Below are 15,823 nucleotides of genomic sequence, written 5' to 3' on the forward strand. Positions count from 1 at the left end.
TCTTGGCGGTAACGCGCGGCACGCACCGGGGAAACAGCTGGTTCCTACCTTCGGAGCAACCCGTTGAGAGGAGCCGCGTTGAACACGAACGCACGGGCCCCGAGAGGCCGCTGGATCGAGGGGTGGGACCCCGAGAACGAGGCCCTCTGGGAATCCACCGGTAAGCACGTCGCACGCAGGAATCTGATCTTCTCGATCATCTCCGAGCACATCGGCTTCTCCATCTGGAGCATCTGGTCGGTCCTGGTGCTGTTCATGGGACCGGACATCGGCCTGCCGTTCACGGCGTCCGAGAAGTTCCTGCTGGTGATCACGCCGAACCTGGTGGGCGCGGTGCTGCGGCTGCCCTACGCGGCCGCGGTGACCCGCTTCGGCGGCCGCAACTGGACGATCTTCAGCTCGGTGGTGCTGCTGGTGCCCGCCGGACTGGCCTTCTACTTCGTGCAGCAGCCCGGAACTCCGCTGTGGGTGTTCATGCTCATCGGCGCCACGGCCGGTGTGGGCGGCGGCAACTTCGCCTCGTCGATGACCAACATCACGATCTTCTTCCCGCAGCGGCTGCAGGGCTGGGCGCTGGGGCTCAACGCCGGTGGCGGCAACATCGGCGTGGCGACCATCCAGGTGGTCGGACTGCTCGTGATCGCCTTCGCGGGCAACACCCACCCGTCGTACGTGGCGGCGATCTACCTGCCGCTGATCGCGGTGTCGGCGGTGTGCGCGGCGCTGTTCATGGACAACGTCGATGCCATCAAGGCCAAGCCGGGAGCGCTGCTGGAGGCATGCGGCAGCAAGCACACCTGGTGGATCTCCTTCCTGTACGTGGGCACCTTCGGCTCGTTCATCGGCTACAGCTTCGCGTTCGGGCTGGTGCTGCAGACCGAGTTCGACTTCACGCCGTTGCAGGCGGCGAGCTGGACGTTCCTGGGCCCGCTGATGGGTTCGCTGTCGCGACCGCTGGGCGGCTGGCTGGCCGACCGGATCGGCGGAGCGCGGGTGACGGCGTGGAACTTCGTGCTCATGGCCGTCGGGGTCGCGGTGCTGCTGGTGGCCTCCGCGCTGGGCTCGTTCGGGCTCTACGTCACGGCGTTCATCGTGCTGTTCCTGCTGACCGGGCTCGGCAACGGCTCGACCTACAAGATGATCCCGGCGGTCTACGCCAAGGAGGCCGAGGACCAGGTCACCTCCGGCGGCGAGGCCGTCGCGGCCTTCGCCAAGGCGCGTCGCCTCTCCGGTGCGGTCATCGGCATCGCCGGTGCCATCGGCGCGCTGGGCGGCGTCGGCATCAACCTGGCGTTCCGCTCCTCCTACAGCGGTGCGGCGGCCAGCGGTGACGCCGCGCTGACGGTGTTCCTCGCCTACTACCTGGTGTGCGTGCTGGTGACCTGGGCGGTGTACCTGCGGGGTGCGCTCAAGCCGGGTCAGGATCCGGCGGGGCTGCCGGCGAAGCGGACCGCGGAGGCCGGCCGTGCCTGAGGTCCGCACAGTGGCCACTCACTGCCCGTACTGCGCCCTGCAGTGCGGGACCCGCCTCACGCGCGAGCGGCGCGGGGTTACGGTGCGGCCCACGGACTTCCCGGTCAACCAGGGCGGGCTGTGCCAGAAGGGGTGGACCGCTCCGTCCCTTCTGGACGTCCCGGACCGGCTGCGCCACCCGCTGGTGCGCCGCGACGGCGAGCTCGTCCCGGTTTCCTGGGACACCGCGCTCGACACCATCGCCACGGGCGTCGATCGCATCCGGGCCGAGCGCGGCCCGGATGCGATCGGGGTGTTCGGCGGAGGCGGTCTGACCAACGAGAAGGCCTACCTGCTGGGCAAGTTCGCGCGGCTGGCGCTGGGCACGAGTCAGATCGACTACAACGGCCGGTTCTGCATGTCCTCGGCCGCCGCGGCCGGGACGGCGGCGTTCGGGCTGGACCGGGGGCTGCCGTTCCCGGTGACCGACCTCGGTGGCGCCGACGTGGTGCTGCTGGCCGGGGCGAATCCGGCGGAGACGATGCCGCCGCTGATGCAGCACCTGCGCTCGCCGGAGCTGATCGTCATCGATCCGCGCAAGACGGCGACGGCCGAGCAGGCGGCACTGCACCTGCAGCCGCTGCCGGGCACTGACCTGGCGCTGGCGCTGGGGCTGCTGCACATCGCGGTCCTCGACGGGTTCAGCGACGTCGACTACATCCGCGAGCGCACCAACGGCTTCGAAGCGGCCTGGCAACGGGCGATGTCCTGGTGGCCGGAGCGGGTCGAGCGGGTCACCGGGGTTCCGGTGTCCGAGCAGCGGCAGGCGGTGCGGATGCTCGCCGAGGCGGGCAGCGCCTACGTGCTCACCGGACGCGGTGCCGAGCAGCACAGCAAGGGCGTGGACACCGTGTCCGGGTTCATCAACCTCGCGCTGGCGCTGGGAATTCCGGGCCGTGCCGGCGGCGGCTACGGCTGCTTGACCGGTCAGGGCAACGGGCAGGGCGGTCGCGAGCACGGCCAGAAGGCCGACCAGCTGCCCGGCTACCGGATGATCACCGACCAGGCCGCGCGCGAGCACGTCGCCGAGATCTGGGGCGTGCTGCCGGAGGTGCTGCCCGGTCCGGGACGCTCGGCCTACGAGCTGCTCGACGCGCTGGGCTCCGACGACGGTCCGCGCGCCCTGCTGGTGTTCGGTTCCAACCCGGCGGTCTCGGCGCCCAACGCCGAGCACGTGGTGCGGCGGTTGAAGTCCCTGGACCTGCTGGTGGTGGCCGACTTCGTTCCCTCGGAGACCACCGAGCTGGCCGACGTGGTGCTGCCGGTGACCCAGTGGGCCGAGGAGGAGGGCACCATGACCAACCTGGAGGGCCGCGTCCTGCGACGCCGCCGGTTGCAGGTGCCCCCGGGTCACGCGCGCAGCGACCTGGAGGTGCTGCACGGAATCGCGACCCGCCTGGGCGAACCCGGTCACCGCTACCCCACCCAGCCGCGCGAGGTCTTCGAGGAGCTGCGCCGGGCCTCCGCGGGCGGCAAGGCCGACTACTCGGGCATCAGCTACGAGCGCCTCGACGCCGGCGAGGCGCTGCACTGGCCGTGCCCGGACGGCGAACACCCCGGCACCCCGAGGCTCTTCCTCGACGGCTTCGCCCACGCCGATGGCCGGGCGAAGTTCCTGGCGGTCGAGCATCGCGACGCCGGTGACGTGCCGGCGGAGGTGTTTCCGCTGACCGCGACGACCGGGCGCGTGCTCGCGCAGTACCAGTCGGGTGCGCAGACCCGCCGCGTCGCCGAGCTCAACGAGGCCTCCCCGGAGGCGTTCGTGGAGGTCCACCCCGACACCGCCACCCGGGCCGGACTCGCCGAGGGCGTGCTGGCACGCGTCACCTCACCGCGCGGCAGCACGATCGCCAAGGTGCGGCTGGTGCCGACCATGCGCACCGACACGGTGTTCCTGCCGTTCCACTTCCCCGGCGACGGGCGGGCCAACCTGCTCACCGGTGACGCGCTGGACCCGCGCAGCCGGATGCCGGAGTTCAAGGTCAGCGCGGTGCGCATCGAACCCCACCGGGAGGTGGTGGCGCCATGACCACCGTGCTCCCCCTCAACCGCCTCGCCGGGCGCGTGGTCGTGGTCGGCAACGGGCCCGCCGCGCACCGGCTGGTCGAGCGGCTGCGCGCGCTGGACCACGACGGGCCGATCACCGTGCTCGGTGCCGAGGAGCAGCCGGCGTACAACCGGGTGCTGCTGGGTTCGGTGCTCGACGGTTCGCTGCCCGGGCCCGCGGTGTCGCTGCCCGGCCTCGACGCCGAGGTGCACGTGGGTTGCGCGGTGGCCGACATCGACCGCGCGCGGCGGACGGTGCGCTGCGAGGACGGCCGCGAGTTCGGTTACGACGTGCTCGTGCTGGCAACGGGTGCGCGGCCGCTGATGCCCGAGATCATGGGCCTGGGCGCGGACCGGCTCACGGCGCTGCGCAGCCTCGCCGACTGCGCGCGCATCGACGCCGCCACCGGCCCGGTCGCGGTGCTCGGCGGCGGCGTGCTCGGCGTCGAGACGGCGCGGTCGCTGCTGGCGCGCGGGCACCAGGTGACGCTCGTGCACCGCGAGAAGCACCTCATGGAACGCCAGCTCGACGAGGCCGGCGGCGCGATGCTGGCCGAACGGCTGGGCAAGCTCGGCATCGACGTCCGCCTCGGGGCCAAGGCCACCTCCTACCGGGCCGGGACGCTGCACCTCGGCGACGGTTCGGATGCGGCCGCGGAGCTGGTGGTGGCCTGCACCGGGGTGTGGCCGGAGGTGACCCTCGCGCAGCGCGCCGGGGTGTCGGTCAACCGCGGTGTGGTCGTCGACGACCGGCTGCGCACCAGCGACCCGCACATCCACGCCATCGGCGACTGCGCCGAGCACCGGGGCAGCACGCTCGGGCTGGTGGCCTCGGCGTGGGAGCAGGCCGAGGTGCTGGCCGCGCACCTGGCCGGCCGCGACGCGGCCTGCTCCGGTTCCCGGGTGGTGACGCGGCTCAAGGCGCGCGGCATCGACCTGGTCTCCATCGGCTCGGTGCGCGCCCTGGACTCCGGCGACGCCGAGATCGTCACGCTCTCGGATCCGGCGCGGGGCCGCTACGCCAAGCTCGCGCTGCACTCCGGGCGGATCTCCGGCGCCGTGCTGCTGGGGTTCCCGGCCGCGATCGCGGCGATCAGCCAGCTGCACGACCGCGACCTGCCGATGCCGGCCGACCGCCTGTCGCTGCTGCTGGGCACCCCGGCCGCGGTGCCGGGCGCGCCGGTGGAGCTCCCCGAGGACGCGGTGCTGTGCCGCTGCAACAACGTCACCAAGAAGTCCCTGATCACCGCCTGGCACGGCGGAGCCCGCTCGGTCGCCGAGCTGGCCAGGGCAACGCGGGCGACCACCGGCTGCGGTGGCTGCGTCGACGACGTCGGCCGGCTGTGCAGCTCGTTGGCGGATCGCATCGAATCAGAAAGGGAGGGCGCGGCATGACTCGCACGCTCGTCGTCGTCGGCCACGGAATGGTCGGCCACCGGCTCGTTGAAACGCTCCGCGAACGCGATGAGGCCAACACCTGGCGGATCGTCGTCCTCGGCGAAGAGCCCCGCCCCGCCTACGACCGGGTGGCGCTGTCGTCCTACCTGGACGGCAAGAGCGCCGAGGACCTCAGCCTGACCGGCCAGGACGTCATCGACGACCCGATGGTGGACCTGCGCCTCAACGCCGCGGTGACCGGTGTGGACACCGGTGCCCGCACGGTGACGCTGGCCGACGGCGAATCGCTGACCTACGACGCGCTGGTGCTGGCGACCGGGTCGAAGCCGTTCGTGCCGCCGGTTCCCGGACACCAGCTGCCCGGCAACTTCGTCTACCGCACCATCGAGGACCTCGACGCGATCCGCGACTCCGCCACCGAGGGCGCCGACGGCGTCGTCATCGGCGGCGGTCTGCTGGGGCTGGAAGCGGCGAACGCGCTGCGGCTGCTGGGAATGCGGCCGCACGTGGTGGAGATGGCGCCGCGGCTGATGCCGCTGCAGGTCGACGAGGGCGGCGGGCAGGTGCTGCGCGGTCTCGTCGAGGAACTGGGTCTGACCATCCACGCCGGTGCGGCCACCCAGTCCATCGACGGCGAGGACCACGTCACCGGCGTGACGCTGGCCGACGGCACCGTCATCGACACCGACCTGGTCGTGTTCTCCGCCGGTGTGCGCCCGCGCGACGAGCTCGCCGAGATCGCCGGTGTGACGCGCGGTGAGCGCGGCGGCTTCCTCGTCGACGACGCCTGCCGCACCGACGTCGAGGGCGTGTGGGCCATCGGCGAGTGCGCCGCGGTCGACGGCCGCTGCTACGGCCTGGTCGCGCCCGGCTACACCATGGCCGAGGGCGTCGCCGAACAGCTGCTGGAACTGGGCGAGGGCACCTTCCCCGGTGCCGACATGTCGACCAAGCTCAAGCTGCTCGGCGTCGACGTCGCCAGCTTCGGTGACGCCCACGGCACCACCGAGGGCGCGCTGGAGGTCGTCTACGCCAACAACGCGGCGGGAACCTACGCCAAGCTGGTGCTCTCCGACGACGCTCGGGTGCTGCTGGGTGGTGTGCTGGTCGGTGACGCCAGCGCCTACGCGGTGCTGCGACCGCTGGTGGACCGCGAGCTCCCCGCCCCGCCCGAGCAGCTGCTGCTGCCCGCCGGGTCCGGTGTGGACTCCGGTGCGCTGCCCGACGACGCGACGGTGTGCTCCTGCAACAACGTGACCAAGGGGCAGATCACCTGCGCCATCGCCGAGCACGGGCTCGCCGACGTCGCCGAGGTCAAGTCCTGCACCAAGGCGGGCACCAGCTGCGGTTCGTGCGTGCCGATGCTCAAGACGCTGCTGAACGAATGCGGTGTCGTGACTTCCAAGGCGCTGTGCGAGCACTTCACCCAGTCGCGGGCGGAGCTGTTCGAGATCGTGCAGGCCACCGGCGTCGGTTCGTTCTCCGAGCTGATCACCAAGCACGGTTCGGGACGCGGATGCGACATCTGCAAGCCGGCGGTCGCCTCGATCCTGGCCAGCCTCGGCAACGGCCACATCCTCGAGGGCGAGCAGGCCGCGCTGCAGGACACCAACGACCGGTTCCTGGCCAACATCCAGCGCAACGGCACCTACTCGGTGGTGCCGCGGGTGCCCGGCGGTGAGATCACGCCGGAGAAGCTCATCGTGCTCGGTGAGGTGGCCAAGGAGTTCGGCCTCTACACCAAGATCACCGGTGGGCAGCGCATCGACCTGTTCGGCGCTCGGGTGGAGCAGCTGCCGGAGATCTGGAAGCGCCTGGTGGACGCCGGTTTCGAGTCCGGTCACGCCTACGGCAAGGCGCTGCGCACGGTGAAGTCCTGCGTGGGCAACGACTGGTGCCGCTACGGCGTGCAGGACTCGGTGAGCATGGCCATCCGGCTGGAGCTGCGCTACCGCGGCCTGCGCTCACCGCACAAGCTCAAGTCGGCGGTGTCGGGTTGCGCCCGCGAGTGCGCCGAGGCGCGCGGCAAGGACTTCGGCGTGATCGCCACCGACAAGGGCTGGAACCTCTACGTCGGCGGCAACGGCGGATTCACCCCGCGCCACGCCGAGCTGCTGGCCGCCGACCTCGACGACGAGCAGCTGATCAAGCTCATCGACCGGTTCCTGATGTTCTACGTGCGCACCGCCGACCGGCTGCAGCGCACCTCGGCGTGGGTGGAATCCCTCGAAGGCGGCCTGGAGCACCTCAAGGAGGTCATCGTCGAGGACTCCCTCGGCATCGCCGCCGAGCTGGAAGCCGCGATGCAGCGCCACGTCGACACCTATTCCGACGAATGGGCGGGCGTGCTGTCCGACCCGGGCAAGCTCTCCCGGTTCGTCTCGTTCGTCAACGCCCCGGACGCCCCGGATCCCACCATCCGCTTCATCGAGGAACGCGGACAGATCCGCCCGGGCCCGGTGAGCCTGCCGATGCCCGCATTTCAGTCCCTGAACCAGGAGGTGCACTCGTGAACTGGCAACAGATCTGCGAAATCGAACTGCTGCTGCCCGAGTACGGTCTTCCGGCGCTCGTCGGCGACCACCCGGTGGCGGTGTTCCGCACGCACGACGACCAGCTGTTCGCGGTGGGCAACGTCGACCCGTTCTGCGGCGCCGGGGTGATGAGCCGCGGCATCGTCGGTGACCGCGGCGGTGAGCCCACCGTGGCCTCGCCGATGCTCAAGCAGGTGTTCTCGCTGCGCACGGGTGAGTGCCTGGACGACCCCGACGCGCGACTGCCGGTGTTCCCGGTGCGGCGGCGCGAGGCGTTCGTGGAGGTCGCGCTCCCTTGAGCGAAGAACTGACCGGCTACACCGTCGCCGTGACCGCGGCTCGGCGGGCGGAGGAACTGGGCACCCTGCTCGAACGCCGGGGTGCCCGGGTCGTGCACGGCCCGGCTCTGCGGATCCTGCCGCTGTCCGACGACACCGAACTGCGGCGGGTCACCGACGCCTGCATCGCGCAGCCGCCCGATGCCGTGGTCGCCACCACCGGCATCGGGTTCCGCGGCTGGGTGGAAGCGGCCGACGGCTGGGGCGTGGGGTCGGAGCTGCTGGCGGCCCTGGCCCCGGCGCGGCTGCTGGCCCGCGGCCCGAAGGCGCGTGGCGCGGTGCGGGCGGCGGGGTTGCCCGACCCGTGGTCGCCGGGTTCGGAGTCCTCGGCGGAACTGCTGGAGAACCTCCTCGACGGACCGCTGGATGGTTTGCGGATCGCGGTGCAGCTGCACGGCCAGCCGCTGCCGGACTTCGTCGAGGCGCTGGAGTGCGCCGGGGCGAAGGTCATCGAGGTCCCGGTGTACCGGTGGACGGCCCCGGCCGACATCACCGCGCTGGAGAACCTGCTGTCCGCGGTGTGCGCGCAGCAGATCGATGCGGTGACCTTCACCAGCGCTCCCGCGGCGGCGAGCCTGCTGTCGTTGGCCGCCGATCGCGGTTGCCGCGAGGAGCTGCTGACCGCGCTGCGCGGCCCGGTGCTGGCGGCCTGCGTGGGTCCGGTGACGCACGCGCCGCTGGCCGATCACGGCGTGGTGGCGGTGATCCCGGAGCGCTTCCGCATCGGCGCACTGGTGCGCTCGCTGTGCGAGGCGCTGCCGATGCGCTCGCCGACTCTTCCGGTCGCCGGGCACGACCTCCAGCTGCGCGGGCACGCGGCCATCCTCGACGGCGAGGTCAAACAGCTCTCCCCGCAGGGGAAGACGTTGTTGCGCGCATTGGCCGAACGACCGGGCCGCGTGGTGTCGCGACGCGCGCTGGCCGAGGCGCTGCACTGCGCCGGAGGGGCCGCCGACGAGCACGCGGTCGAGCAGGCCGTGGCCCGGCTGCGTTCGGCGCTGGGCGCGCCGCAGCTGGTGCAGACCGTGATCAAACGCGGATACCGACTTCCGCTGGAACCGATGAAGGACTCCCCGCGATGCGCAGATCCGCTGTGAACCCGCCGCTGCTGCTGGTCGCCCACGGAACCCGCGACCCCGGAGGTCCGCGGGTGGTCGAGGAGCTGGCCGAGGCCACCTCGGCGCGCCTGGGCGTGCCGGTGCACGTGGGCTACGTCGACGTCATCGGCCCGACCGTGGCCGACGCGCTCGCGTCCGCACCCGGCCCGGTCGTGGCGCTGCCCGCGTTCCTGGCGGCCGGTTACCACGTGCGGGTCGACCTGCCCGAGCAGATCGGCGCCACCCGCCGCGAGGACGTGACGATCACCGAGCCGCTGGGGCCGGCACCGGAGATCACCGAGGCCCTGCTGGACCGGCTGCGCGCGGCCGGGTGGCGGCCGGGCGACCGGGTGCTGTTCTCGGCGGCGGGTTCCTCCGACGAGCGCGCGCTGTCGGACGTGCGCACCGCCGCCCGGCTGCTGGGCAGGCGCTGCGGGCAGTGGCTCACCCCCAGCTACATCACCACGGCGAGCCCGGCGACCGAGGCGCTGTGCGGCCCGGACGATTTCATCGCGCCCTACCTGCTGGCACCGGGACTGTTCCACCGCCGCGTCGCCGATCTCCCGGCCGCCGGGGTCGCCGATCCGCTCGGCGTTCATCCGGCGGTGATCGACCTCGTCGCCCAGCGCTACCGCTGCGCCGTGCAGGACGACGTCTTCGCGGCATGATCGACCGATCCGGTTGCGAGTAGGCCGTTCATCCGACGTCCGTGCTCCGTTCGTCGTAGCATTGATTGGTTGTCGCTTCCGCTAGGAGGTCGTCGCCATGGCGAGCACGAGCACCGGATCCGCGCAGCGAGGACGGAGGCAGCCGACGTCGAAGCAGGGCCGCTCGTCGGCGTCCTCGACGAAGAAGACGTCCACGCGCTCCGAGTCGACGTCCCAGCAGCCCTCGAAGTCTCAGCAGCCCTCGAACTCATCGGGCGCTTCGATCCCCGTTCCGTACGTGACCGCGCAGCTGCACACCACGCACATCCCGTTGCCCGAGATCCCCGGACGCAACGAGGTCGCCTCGACGGTGACCGCCGTGCGCGGAGCGCTCCCCTCCCGCGAGCAGCTGCTGTTCTACAGCGGGCTGACGGCCGCGGCGGCGCTGAGCGTCATCGAATGGCCCGTCGCCGCCGCGATCGGCATCGGAGCAGCCGTGGTGCAGCGCAACGCGCGCCAGGGCGACGAGTCGGCCTAATCGCGCCGGGGGTGTGCCGATGCTGCGCTGGCTGCTGTCGCAAGCCGCCGAAATCGCCGCACCGGTGTTGCAGGCTGCCCGCACGGCCACCACCTCTCTCGGTGACCGCCGCGTCTGGCGCGGACATCAGCGCAGCCACCTGGAGATGCGGGGTGCGCACCTGCCCGGCAACGACGACGCCGTCCGCGAGGTGCAGCGCCGGCTGAGCGAACTCGCCGGAGTCCGCAGCGCCGAGGTCAACGGGGTGCTCGGACGTGTGGTCGTCGAGCACGACCCCGAACTGCCCGACCTCACCGAACCCGCGCGGATCATCGGCGAGGTCGAGACCGGATTCGGGCTAGGAGATCAGGACGTGGCGCCGCGCAGCCGGCGGCACCCGGGCAACGCCGAGGCCGTGCTGCGCGACGCCGGCGCGTTGGCGGTGAGCGCGGTGGGCCTGGGCTACGCGGGGCTGGGTGCGCTGCTGCCGGCGCGGTTGGTCTCACCGCTGGTGCCCGCCGCGGTGTCGCTGGTCGACACGGTCCCGTGGATGCGCGGTGGCCTGCAGCGGGTGATCGGACGCGCACCGCTGGACCTGGCGCTGGCGCTGGGCGGTGCCGCCGGGCAGGGCCTGGCCGGGCGCCCGCTGGGGGCGCTGACCGATCTGTGCGGGCGCTTCTGCTCCGCCCGCGAAACGCTCGCGCGCCACCAGGCCTGGCAGCACTGGGAGGACGCGCTGCCGCACGCCTGCCCCGCGCTGGCGCACCGGCCTCGTCCGCGCCCGGTTCCCGACGGGCCGGTGGAACGGGTCGCCAACGCCTCGGGCGGCTCGGCGCTGGGCGGTGCGATCACCGTCTACGCGTTGTCGCGCGCTCCGCAGCGCGCCCTGGCCGCGCTCATGGCCGCGGTGCCCAAGCCCGCCGCCGGCGGGCGCGAGGCGTTCGCGACGACGTTGAGCACGTCGCTGGCCTCGCGGGGCGCGCTCGTGCTGGAACCGGACGCGCTGCGGCTGCTGGACCGCGTGGACGCGGTCGTCTTCGACGCCCCTGCCCTGCTGACCGGACGGCGCGTGGTCGACTCGGTGATCGCGTTGGACGACGGCGCCGACTCCGCGGAGCTGTTCACCCGCGCGGGCGAGCTCGTCGACCCCGCCGATCCCACCGCGCATCGCAGCAGCGGGGACTGGTCGGTCGCTCCGCTGGACGTCTCGGCCCATCCGCCGGAGGTCCGGCGCGCGGCGAAGGCTGAAATCGCTTGTGGCGCGACGATTCTCGGAATGGTCCATGATGGACGGACGGTGGCGCTGGTCGTCGTGGTCGACGAGCTGGACCCGCTCGCCGAGGCCCTGGTCGACACCGCGCGGGCCGTGGCCGGCGACGTGCTCGTGACCGGGTACGGACTGGAGCGCAGGCTGCCGGTCGACGGCGCGGTACCGGGCGGCTCCGAACTCGTCGACTCGGTGCGGGCGTTGCAGGACGACGGCGCCGTCGTCGCGCTGGTCTCGCACCTCGGTGGCGACGGCCTGGCCGCCGCCGACCTCGGCATCGGCCTGTCCACATCGGACTCCGCCGCCTGGGCCTCGGACGTGATATGCCCCAGCGCCGCGGTTCTCGACCTGCTTCTGGGCTCGGCCGCGGAGGCGCGGGCGGCGAGCAGGTACGCAGCGGGCATCTCGGCGGCAGGCGCGCTGCTGGGCGCGCTGTTCGCCGCGTTCGGCCCGGCGGCCGGTGCCCCCGCACGCGCTTCGATGCCGGTGCACGCGGCGGCGTTGACCGCCTACGGAACCGGCGCCTGGGTCGCCCTCCGCGCCACCACCAGACCGCCGCCGCTCCCCCGCGAACGCACGCCGTGGCACGCGATGCCCGCAGCCACCGTCCTGTCCACACTGGACACCTCCGAGCGGGGTCTCGCGGCGTCCGCGGCCGCCGAGCGGCACCGGCCACCCGACAACGGGCACGCTCCGGTGGGCGTGTTCGCAGCGACCGTCGAGGGTTTGATCACCCCGATCACGCCGGTGCTGGGCGCAGGGGCGGTGATCTCCGCGGGCCTGGGGTCGGTCGTGGACGCCGGGCTGATCTTCGGGGTGCTGCTGGCCAGCGCGCTCATCGACGGCGTCCAGCGGGCCGCCACCGACCGCGAGCTGGGCAAGCTGCTGGCCTCCGGGCGGACGCCGGCGCGGCGACGCCGAGCCGGCAGCACCGAGATCGTCTCCTCCGACGAGCTCGTCCCCGGCGACGTCGTCGAGCTGCGCGCGGGTGACGGCGTGCCCGCGGACTGCCGGTTGCTGTCGGTGGAATCGCTGGAGGTCGACGAGTCGGGCCTGACCGGTGAATCCCACCTGGTCGCCAAGACCGCCGCACCCACCACCGCGCCTGCGGTGGCCGACCGCACCTGCATGCTCTACCAGGGCACGGTCATCGCCAGCGGTACCGGCGTCGCGGTGGCGGTCGCGATCGGGTCGAACACCGAGCTGGGCCGCACGACGGCTCAGGTCACCGGGACCGACGATTCCACCGGTGTCGAAGCGAGGCTCGCGGAGCTGACCAAGAAGGTGCTGCCGGTCTCCATCGGCGCGGGCGCGCTGCTGTTCGCCTCCGACCTGCTGCGCGGGGTGCCGATGGGGCAGACCGTGGCGCGCTCGGTCGGCCTGGCTGTGGCCGCGGTGCCGGAGGGACTGCCGTTCGTGGCGACCCTGGCCGAGCTCGCCGCGGCGCGTCGCATGTCCAAGCGCGGCGTCCTGGTGCGCAGCCCCGCCACCATCGAGGCGCTCGGCCGGGTCGACGCGCTGTGCTTCGACAAGACCGGCACGCTCACCCAGGGCCGGATCGCGCTCGGCGAGGTCTCCGACGGTCGCGGATCTCGCGGCGTGCACGACTTGCAGAGCGTGCACCGGGAGGTCGTGGCCGCCGCCCTGCGCGCCACCCCGCGCCCGCAGGACGACCACCCGCTGCCGCACCTGACCGACCGCGCGGTGCTCGACGGCGCCTGCGAGATCGGGCTGACCGCTGACGGCGAGGTGCTCGCCGAGCTGCCCTTCGAACCGTCGCGCGGTTTCCACGCCGTGCACACCGACCGGCTGCTGTCGGTCAAGGGCGCCCCGGAAGTGGTGCTGGACCGGTGCGCGAGCTGGCGGCGCAACGGATCGTCGCGCTCGTTCGACGCCGAGGCCCGCGCCGACGTCGAGGCCGAGGTCGAACGGCTGGCGCTGCGCGGTTTCCGGCTGCTGGCGGTCGCCGAACGCCGGGTCGGAGAGGACTACGAGCTCACCGAATCCGATGTGGACGAGCTCGAACTCGTCGGCCTGCTCGGTCTGGCCGATCCGGTGCACGCCACCGCCGCGGAGGCCGTGGAACAGCTGGGGCGCGCGGGCGTGGACGTCATCATGATCACCGGTGATCACCCGAGCACGGCCGAGGCCATCGCCGCCGAGCTGGGGATGCTCGGCAACAAGCGGGTGCTGGCCGGAGCCCAGCTCGACGAGCTCGACGACGAGCAGCTGGCGGGCGAGGTGCCCAAGATCGCGGTGTTCGCGCGGGTCACCCCGGCGCAGAAGGCGCGCATCGTGCGCTGCCTGCGCGACGCCGGTCGGGTGGTGGCCATGACCGGCGACGGCGCCAACGACGTGCCCGCGATCAACCTCGCGCACGTCGGGATCGCGTTCGGTTCGCGCGCCACGGCGGCGGCCCGCGACGCCGCCGACCTGGTGGTCGCCGACGACCGCATCGAAACGCTCACCGACGGCATCGTCGAGGGCCGGGGCATGTGGACTTCGGTGCGCGAAGCTCTCGCGGTGCTGCTCGGCGGCAACCTCGGCGAGATCGGCTACGCGCTGGGCACCGGGCTGATCAGCCCGTCGGCCGCGCTCAACGCCCGGCAGCTGCTGGTGGTCAACATGCTCACCGACGTGCTGCCCACGATCGCCATCGCGGTGCGGCCACCGGCCGACCGCACCCCGGAGAAGCTGCTGGCCGAAGGGCCAGAGGCGTCGCTGGGCTCCGCGCTGGCGCGCGAGGTCGGCGCGCGGGCCGTGGCCACCGCCGCTGCGGCGGGACTGGCCTGGACTCTGACCCGGCCGGTGGCCACCGCCGCGCAGGCACGCACGGCGGGACTGGTCGCGCTGGTGTCGGCTCAGCTGGCGCAGACCCTGACCTCGCGCGGGCGCACTCCGCTGGTCGTGCTGGCCGCGGCGGGCTCGGTGCTGGTGCTGTTCGCACTGGTGCAGCTGCCCGGGGTCAGCCAGTTCTTCGGCAGCAGCCCGCTGCTGCCGCACCAGTGGGCCATCGCGCTCGGAGTCTCGGTGTCCGTCGCCCTGGCGATGCGGGTGTGGCAGATGTGGCCGGTGGGACGCTCGTTCCTGCCTCGCCCTGCGGAATTGGGTGCGGGTTCACCCGTCGGCCACCTGCCTTCCGAACCCGGCTAACCCGCTTGCCCCACAGTCGGAGGCGTCGAAGCACACTGATTGGACGAGGACGCCACCGATGCCTGCATTCCTGACCACCATCCTCACCGCCGCGGCCATCGCGTTGATCGAGACGTTGGTCGTGCACCTGGTCAAGTCGGCGCTGCGCACCGCCTGAGTCACGGCGCCGGCGAACCGACCGGGCCCGCCAGCGCACCCGCCTCGCGATCGGAGGGTGCGGCGCGTTGCGCGACGTAGGCGCCGACGAGGATCAGCGCTCCGCCCACCAGCTGCGGCGTTCCCAGCGCCTCCGCCAGCAGCACCCACGCCAGCAGCGTGGCCACCACCGGTTCGAGGAACGCCACGCCACCGGCGACCTGCGGGGACAGCAGGCGCACGGCGACGATTCCGGTGAGGTAGGCCAGCACGGTGGATCCGACGACGACCCACCCGACGGCGGCCATCGCCGGGACGTGGTGTCCGGCCAGCTCCACCTGACCCGCCAGCAGCGCGAAGTCCATCTCCCACGGCCGTGCGATCGCGGTGACCACCGCAGCGCCCAGCAGCAGCCCGAAACCGGCCAGCGCGAAGGGATCGACCTCCGCCGTCGAATCCGAGAGCAGGAAGTAGGTGGCCTGGCACGCCGCGGCTCCCAGGCTCAGCAGCAGGCCCAGCGGGTTGAAGCTCAGACCCGAGAACAGCTCGACCACGCACGCCAGGCCGACGACCGCCAGCAGCACGCCGATCACCGCGGAGCGGCTCACCGGTGCGCGGCGGACGAACCGGATCCAGCCCAGCACCAGCACCGGGCCCAGGAACTCGATCAGCAGCGCCACGCCCACCGGGATGGTCGCGATGGCGGCGAAGTAGCAGACCTGGATCCCGGCGACCGAGAACAACCCGTAGCCGATGATCAGGCGCGGGGCGCGGCGCAGCACCGGCAGGTGGCGCAGCAGGACCGGCAGCAGGAGCAGCGCTCCCCCGGCCAGCCGCAACCAGGCCACGTGCAGCGGGCTCAGCCCGGCGTTGATCAGCGGTTTGGCGAACGGTCCCGATCCGCCGAAGAAGATCGCAGAGGCCACGGCCACGGGCAGGCCGACGGCGCGGGGATCACGAGTCGGTGGGCGCACGGGCACATCGAAGCACGCCGAACCGCAACTCCGGTACTGGCGTGCCACACCGCCGAAAGGCGCCACTGCCGCGCCCACGAGGCCCGCTGCCGGCAACATTCGGCCTCCCCGGTGTTCCAGAACCGAAAACGCCGCGTCCCGCTGTGGAAACACCCGCGCTTTTTGACGAAAAGCGCATAAGCGATCGACAGTCAGGTCACCCTTT

Annotated in this window: 10 protein-coding genes; 9 read left to right on the plus strand and 1 reads right to left on the minus strand. The window is 72.5% G+C overall.

The window, feature by feature from the left end:
• The first annotated feature begins 78 nt into the window (after positions 1 to 78).
• The 9 genes from AB0J78_RS10660 to AB0J78_RS10700 all read left to right on the plus strand — a co-directional run bounded on the left by AB0J78_RS10660 (position 79) and on the right by AB0J78_RS10700 (position 14,509).
• The gene (locus tag AB0J78_RS10660) at positions 79 to 1,473 is read left to right on the plus strand and encodes a nitrate/nitrite transporter (protein ID WP_363788542.1); all 1,395 of its coding nucleotides are present in this window, start codon (positions 79 to 81) and stop codon (positions 1,471 to 1,473) included.
• Positions 1,466 to 3,541, plus strand: coding sequence for a molybdopterin oxidoreductase family protein (locus tag AB0J78_RS10665; protein ID WP_363788544.1), 2,076 nt, complete (start codon positions 1,466 to 1,468; stop codon positions 3,539 to 3,541). Before AB0J78_RS10660 ends, AB0J78_RS10665 begins: the two co-directional genes overlap by 8 nt.
• Positions 3,538 to 4,953 carry an FAD-dependent oxidoreductase gene (locus AB0J78_RS10670; RefSeq protein ID WP_363788546.1) on the plus strand — a complete coding sequence of 472 codons (1,416 nt, stop codon included), beginning with the start codon at positions 3,538 to 3,540 and terminating at the stop codon, positions 4,951 to 4,953. The genes AB0J78_RS10665 and AB0J78_RS10670 overlap by 4 nt, the downstream gene beginning before the upstream one ends.
• Positions 4,950 to 7,469 (plus strand): nitrite reductase large subunit NirB, encoded by a 2,520-nt coding sequence (gene nirB, locus AB0J78_RS10675; RefSeq protein WP_363788548.1) that lies wholly within the window; start codon positions 4,950 to 4,952, stop codon positions 7,467 to 7,469. Before AB0J78_RS10670 ends, nirB begins: the two co-directional genes overlap by 4 nt.
• Positions 7,466 to 7,789: a nitrite reductase small subunit NirD gene (gene nirD, locus AB0J78_RS10680; protein ID WP_363788550.1), complete on the plus strand. Its 324-nt coding sequence runs from the start codon at positions 7,466 to 7,468 to the stop codon at positions 7,787 to 7,789. Before nirB ends, nirD begins: the two co-directional genes overlap by 4 nt.
• Positions 7,786 to 8,925 carry a uroporphyrinogen-III synthase gene (locus tag AB0J78_RS10685; protein WP_363788552.1) on the plus strand — a complete coding sequence of 380 codons (1,140 nt, stop codon included), beginning with the start codon at positions 7,786 to 7,788 and terminating at the stop codon, positions 8,923 to 8,925. The genes nirD and AB0J78_RS10685 overlap by 4 nt, the downstream gene beginning before the upstream one ends.
• Positions 8,907 to 9,593, plus strand: coding sequence for a sirohydrochlorin chelatase (locus AB0J78_RS10690; protein ID WP_363788554.1), 687 nt, complete (start codon positions 8,907 to 8,909; stop codon positions 9,591 to 9,593). The genes AB0J78_RS10685 and AB0J78_RS10690 overlap by 19 nt, the downstream gene beginning before the upstream one ends.
• 97 nt (positions 9,594 to 9,690) lie before the next feature.
• Positions 9,691 to 10,110, plus strand: a complete 420-nt coding sequence (locus tag AB0J78_RS10695) for a hypothetical protein (protein ID WP_363788556.1) — start codon at positions 9,691 to 9,693, stop codon at positions 10,108 to 10,110.
• Positions 10,111 to 10,129: 19 nt separating this feature from the next.
• Positions 10,130 to 14,509 (plus strand): cation-translocating P-type ATPase, encoded by a 4,380-nt coding sequence (locus AB0J78_RS10700; protein WP_363788557.1) that lies wholly within the window; start codon positions 10,130 to 10,132, stop codon positions 14,507 to 14,509.
• A 158-nt stretch (positions 14,510 to 14,667) separates the two neighbouring features.
• On the opposite strand, the gene AB0J78_RS10705 is transcribed toward AB0J78_RS10700, so the two are convergent.
• Positions 14,668 to 15,717, minus strand: coding sequence for an EamA family transporter (locus tag AB0J78_RS10705; protein ID WP_363788558.1), 1,050 nt, complete (start codon positions 15,715 to 15,717; stop codon positions 14,668 to 14,670).
• Positions 15,718 to 15,823: the final 106 nt, after the last annotated feature.

It is taken from the genome of Saccharopolyspora sp. NPDC049426, from assembly GCF_040676935.1.
In the GTDB taxonomy this organism is placed as follows: domain Bacteria; phylum Actinomycetota; class Actinomycetes; order Mycobacteriales; family Pseudonocardiaceae; genus Saccharopolyspora.

Excerpts from the sequence above, each read along its gene's own strand:
- AB0J78_RS10670 (WP_363788546.1), top strand. The coding sequence starts at position 3,538 with ATGACCACCGTGCTCCCCCTCAACCGCCTCGCCGGGCGCGTGGTCGTG.
- nirB (WP_363788548.1), top strand. The coding sequence starts at position 4,950 with ATGACTCGCACGCTCGTCGTCGTCGGCCACGGAATGGTCGGCCACCGG.
- AB0J78_RS10690 (WP_363788554.1), top strand. The coding sequence starts at position 8,907 with ATGCGCAGATCCGCTGTGAACCCGCCGCTGCTGCTGGTCGCCCACGGA.
- AB0J78_RS10695 (WP_363788556.1), top strand. The coding sequence starts at position 9,691 with ATGGCGAGCACGAGCACCGGATCCGCGCAGCGAGGACGGAGGCAGCCG.
- AB0J78_RS10700 (WP_363788557.1), top strand. The coding sequence starts at position 10,130 with ATGCTGCGCTGGCTGCTGTCGCAAGCCGCCGAAATCGCCGCACCGGTG.
- AB0J78_RS10705 (WP_363788558.1), bottom strand. The coding sequence starts at position 15,717 with ATGTTGCCGGCAGCGGGCCTCGTGGGCGCGGCAGTGGCGCCTTTCGGC.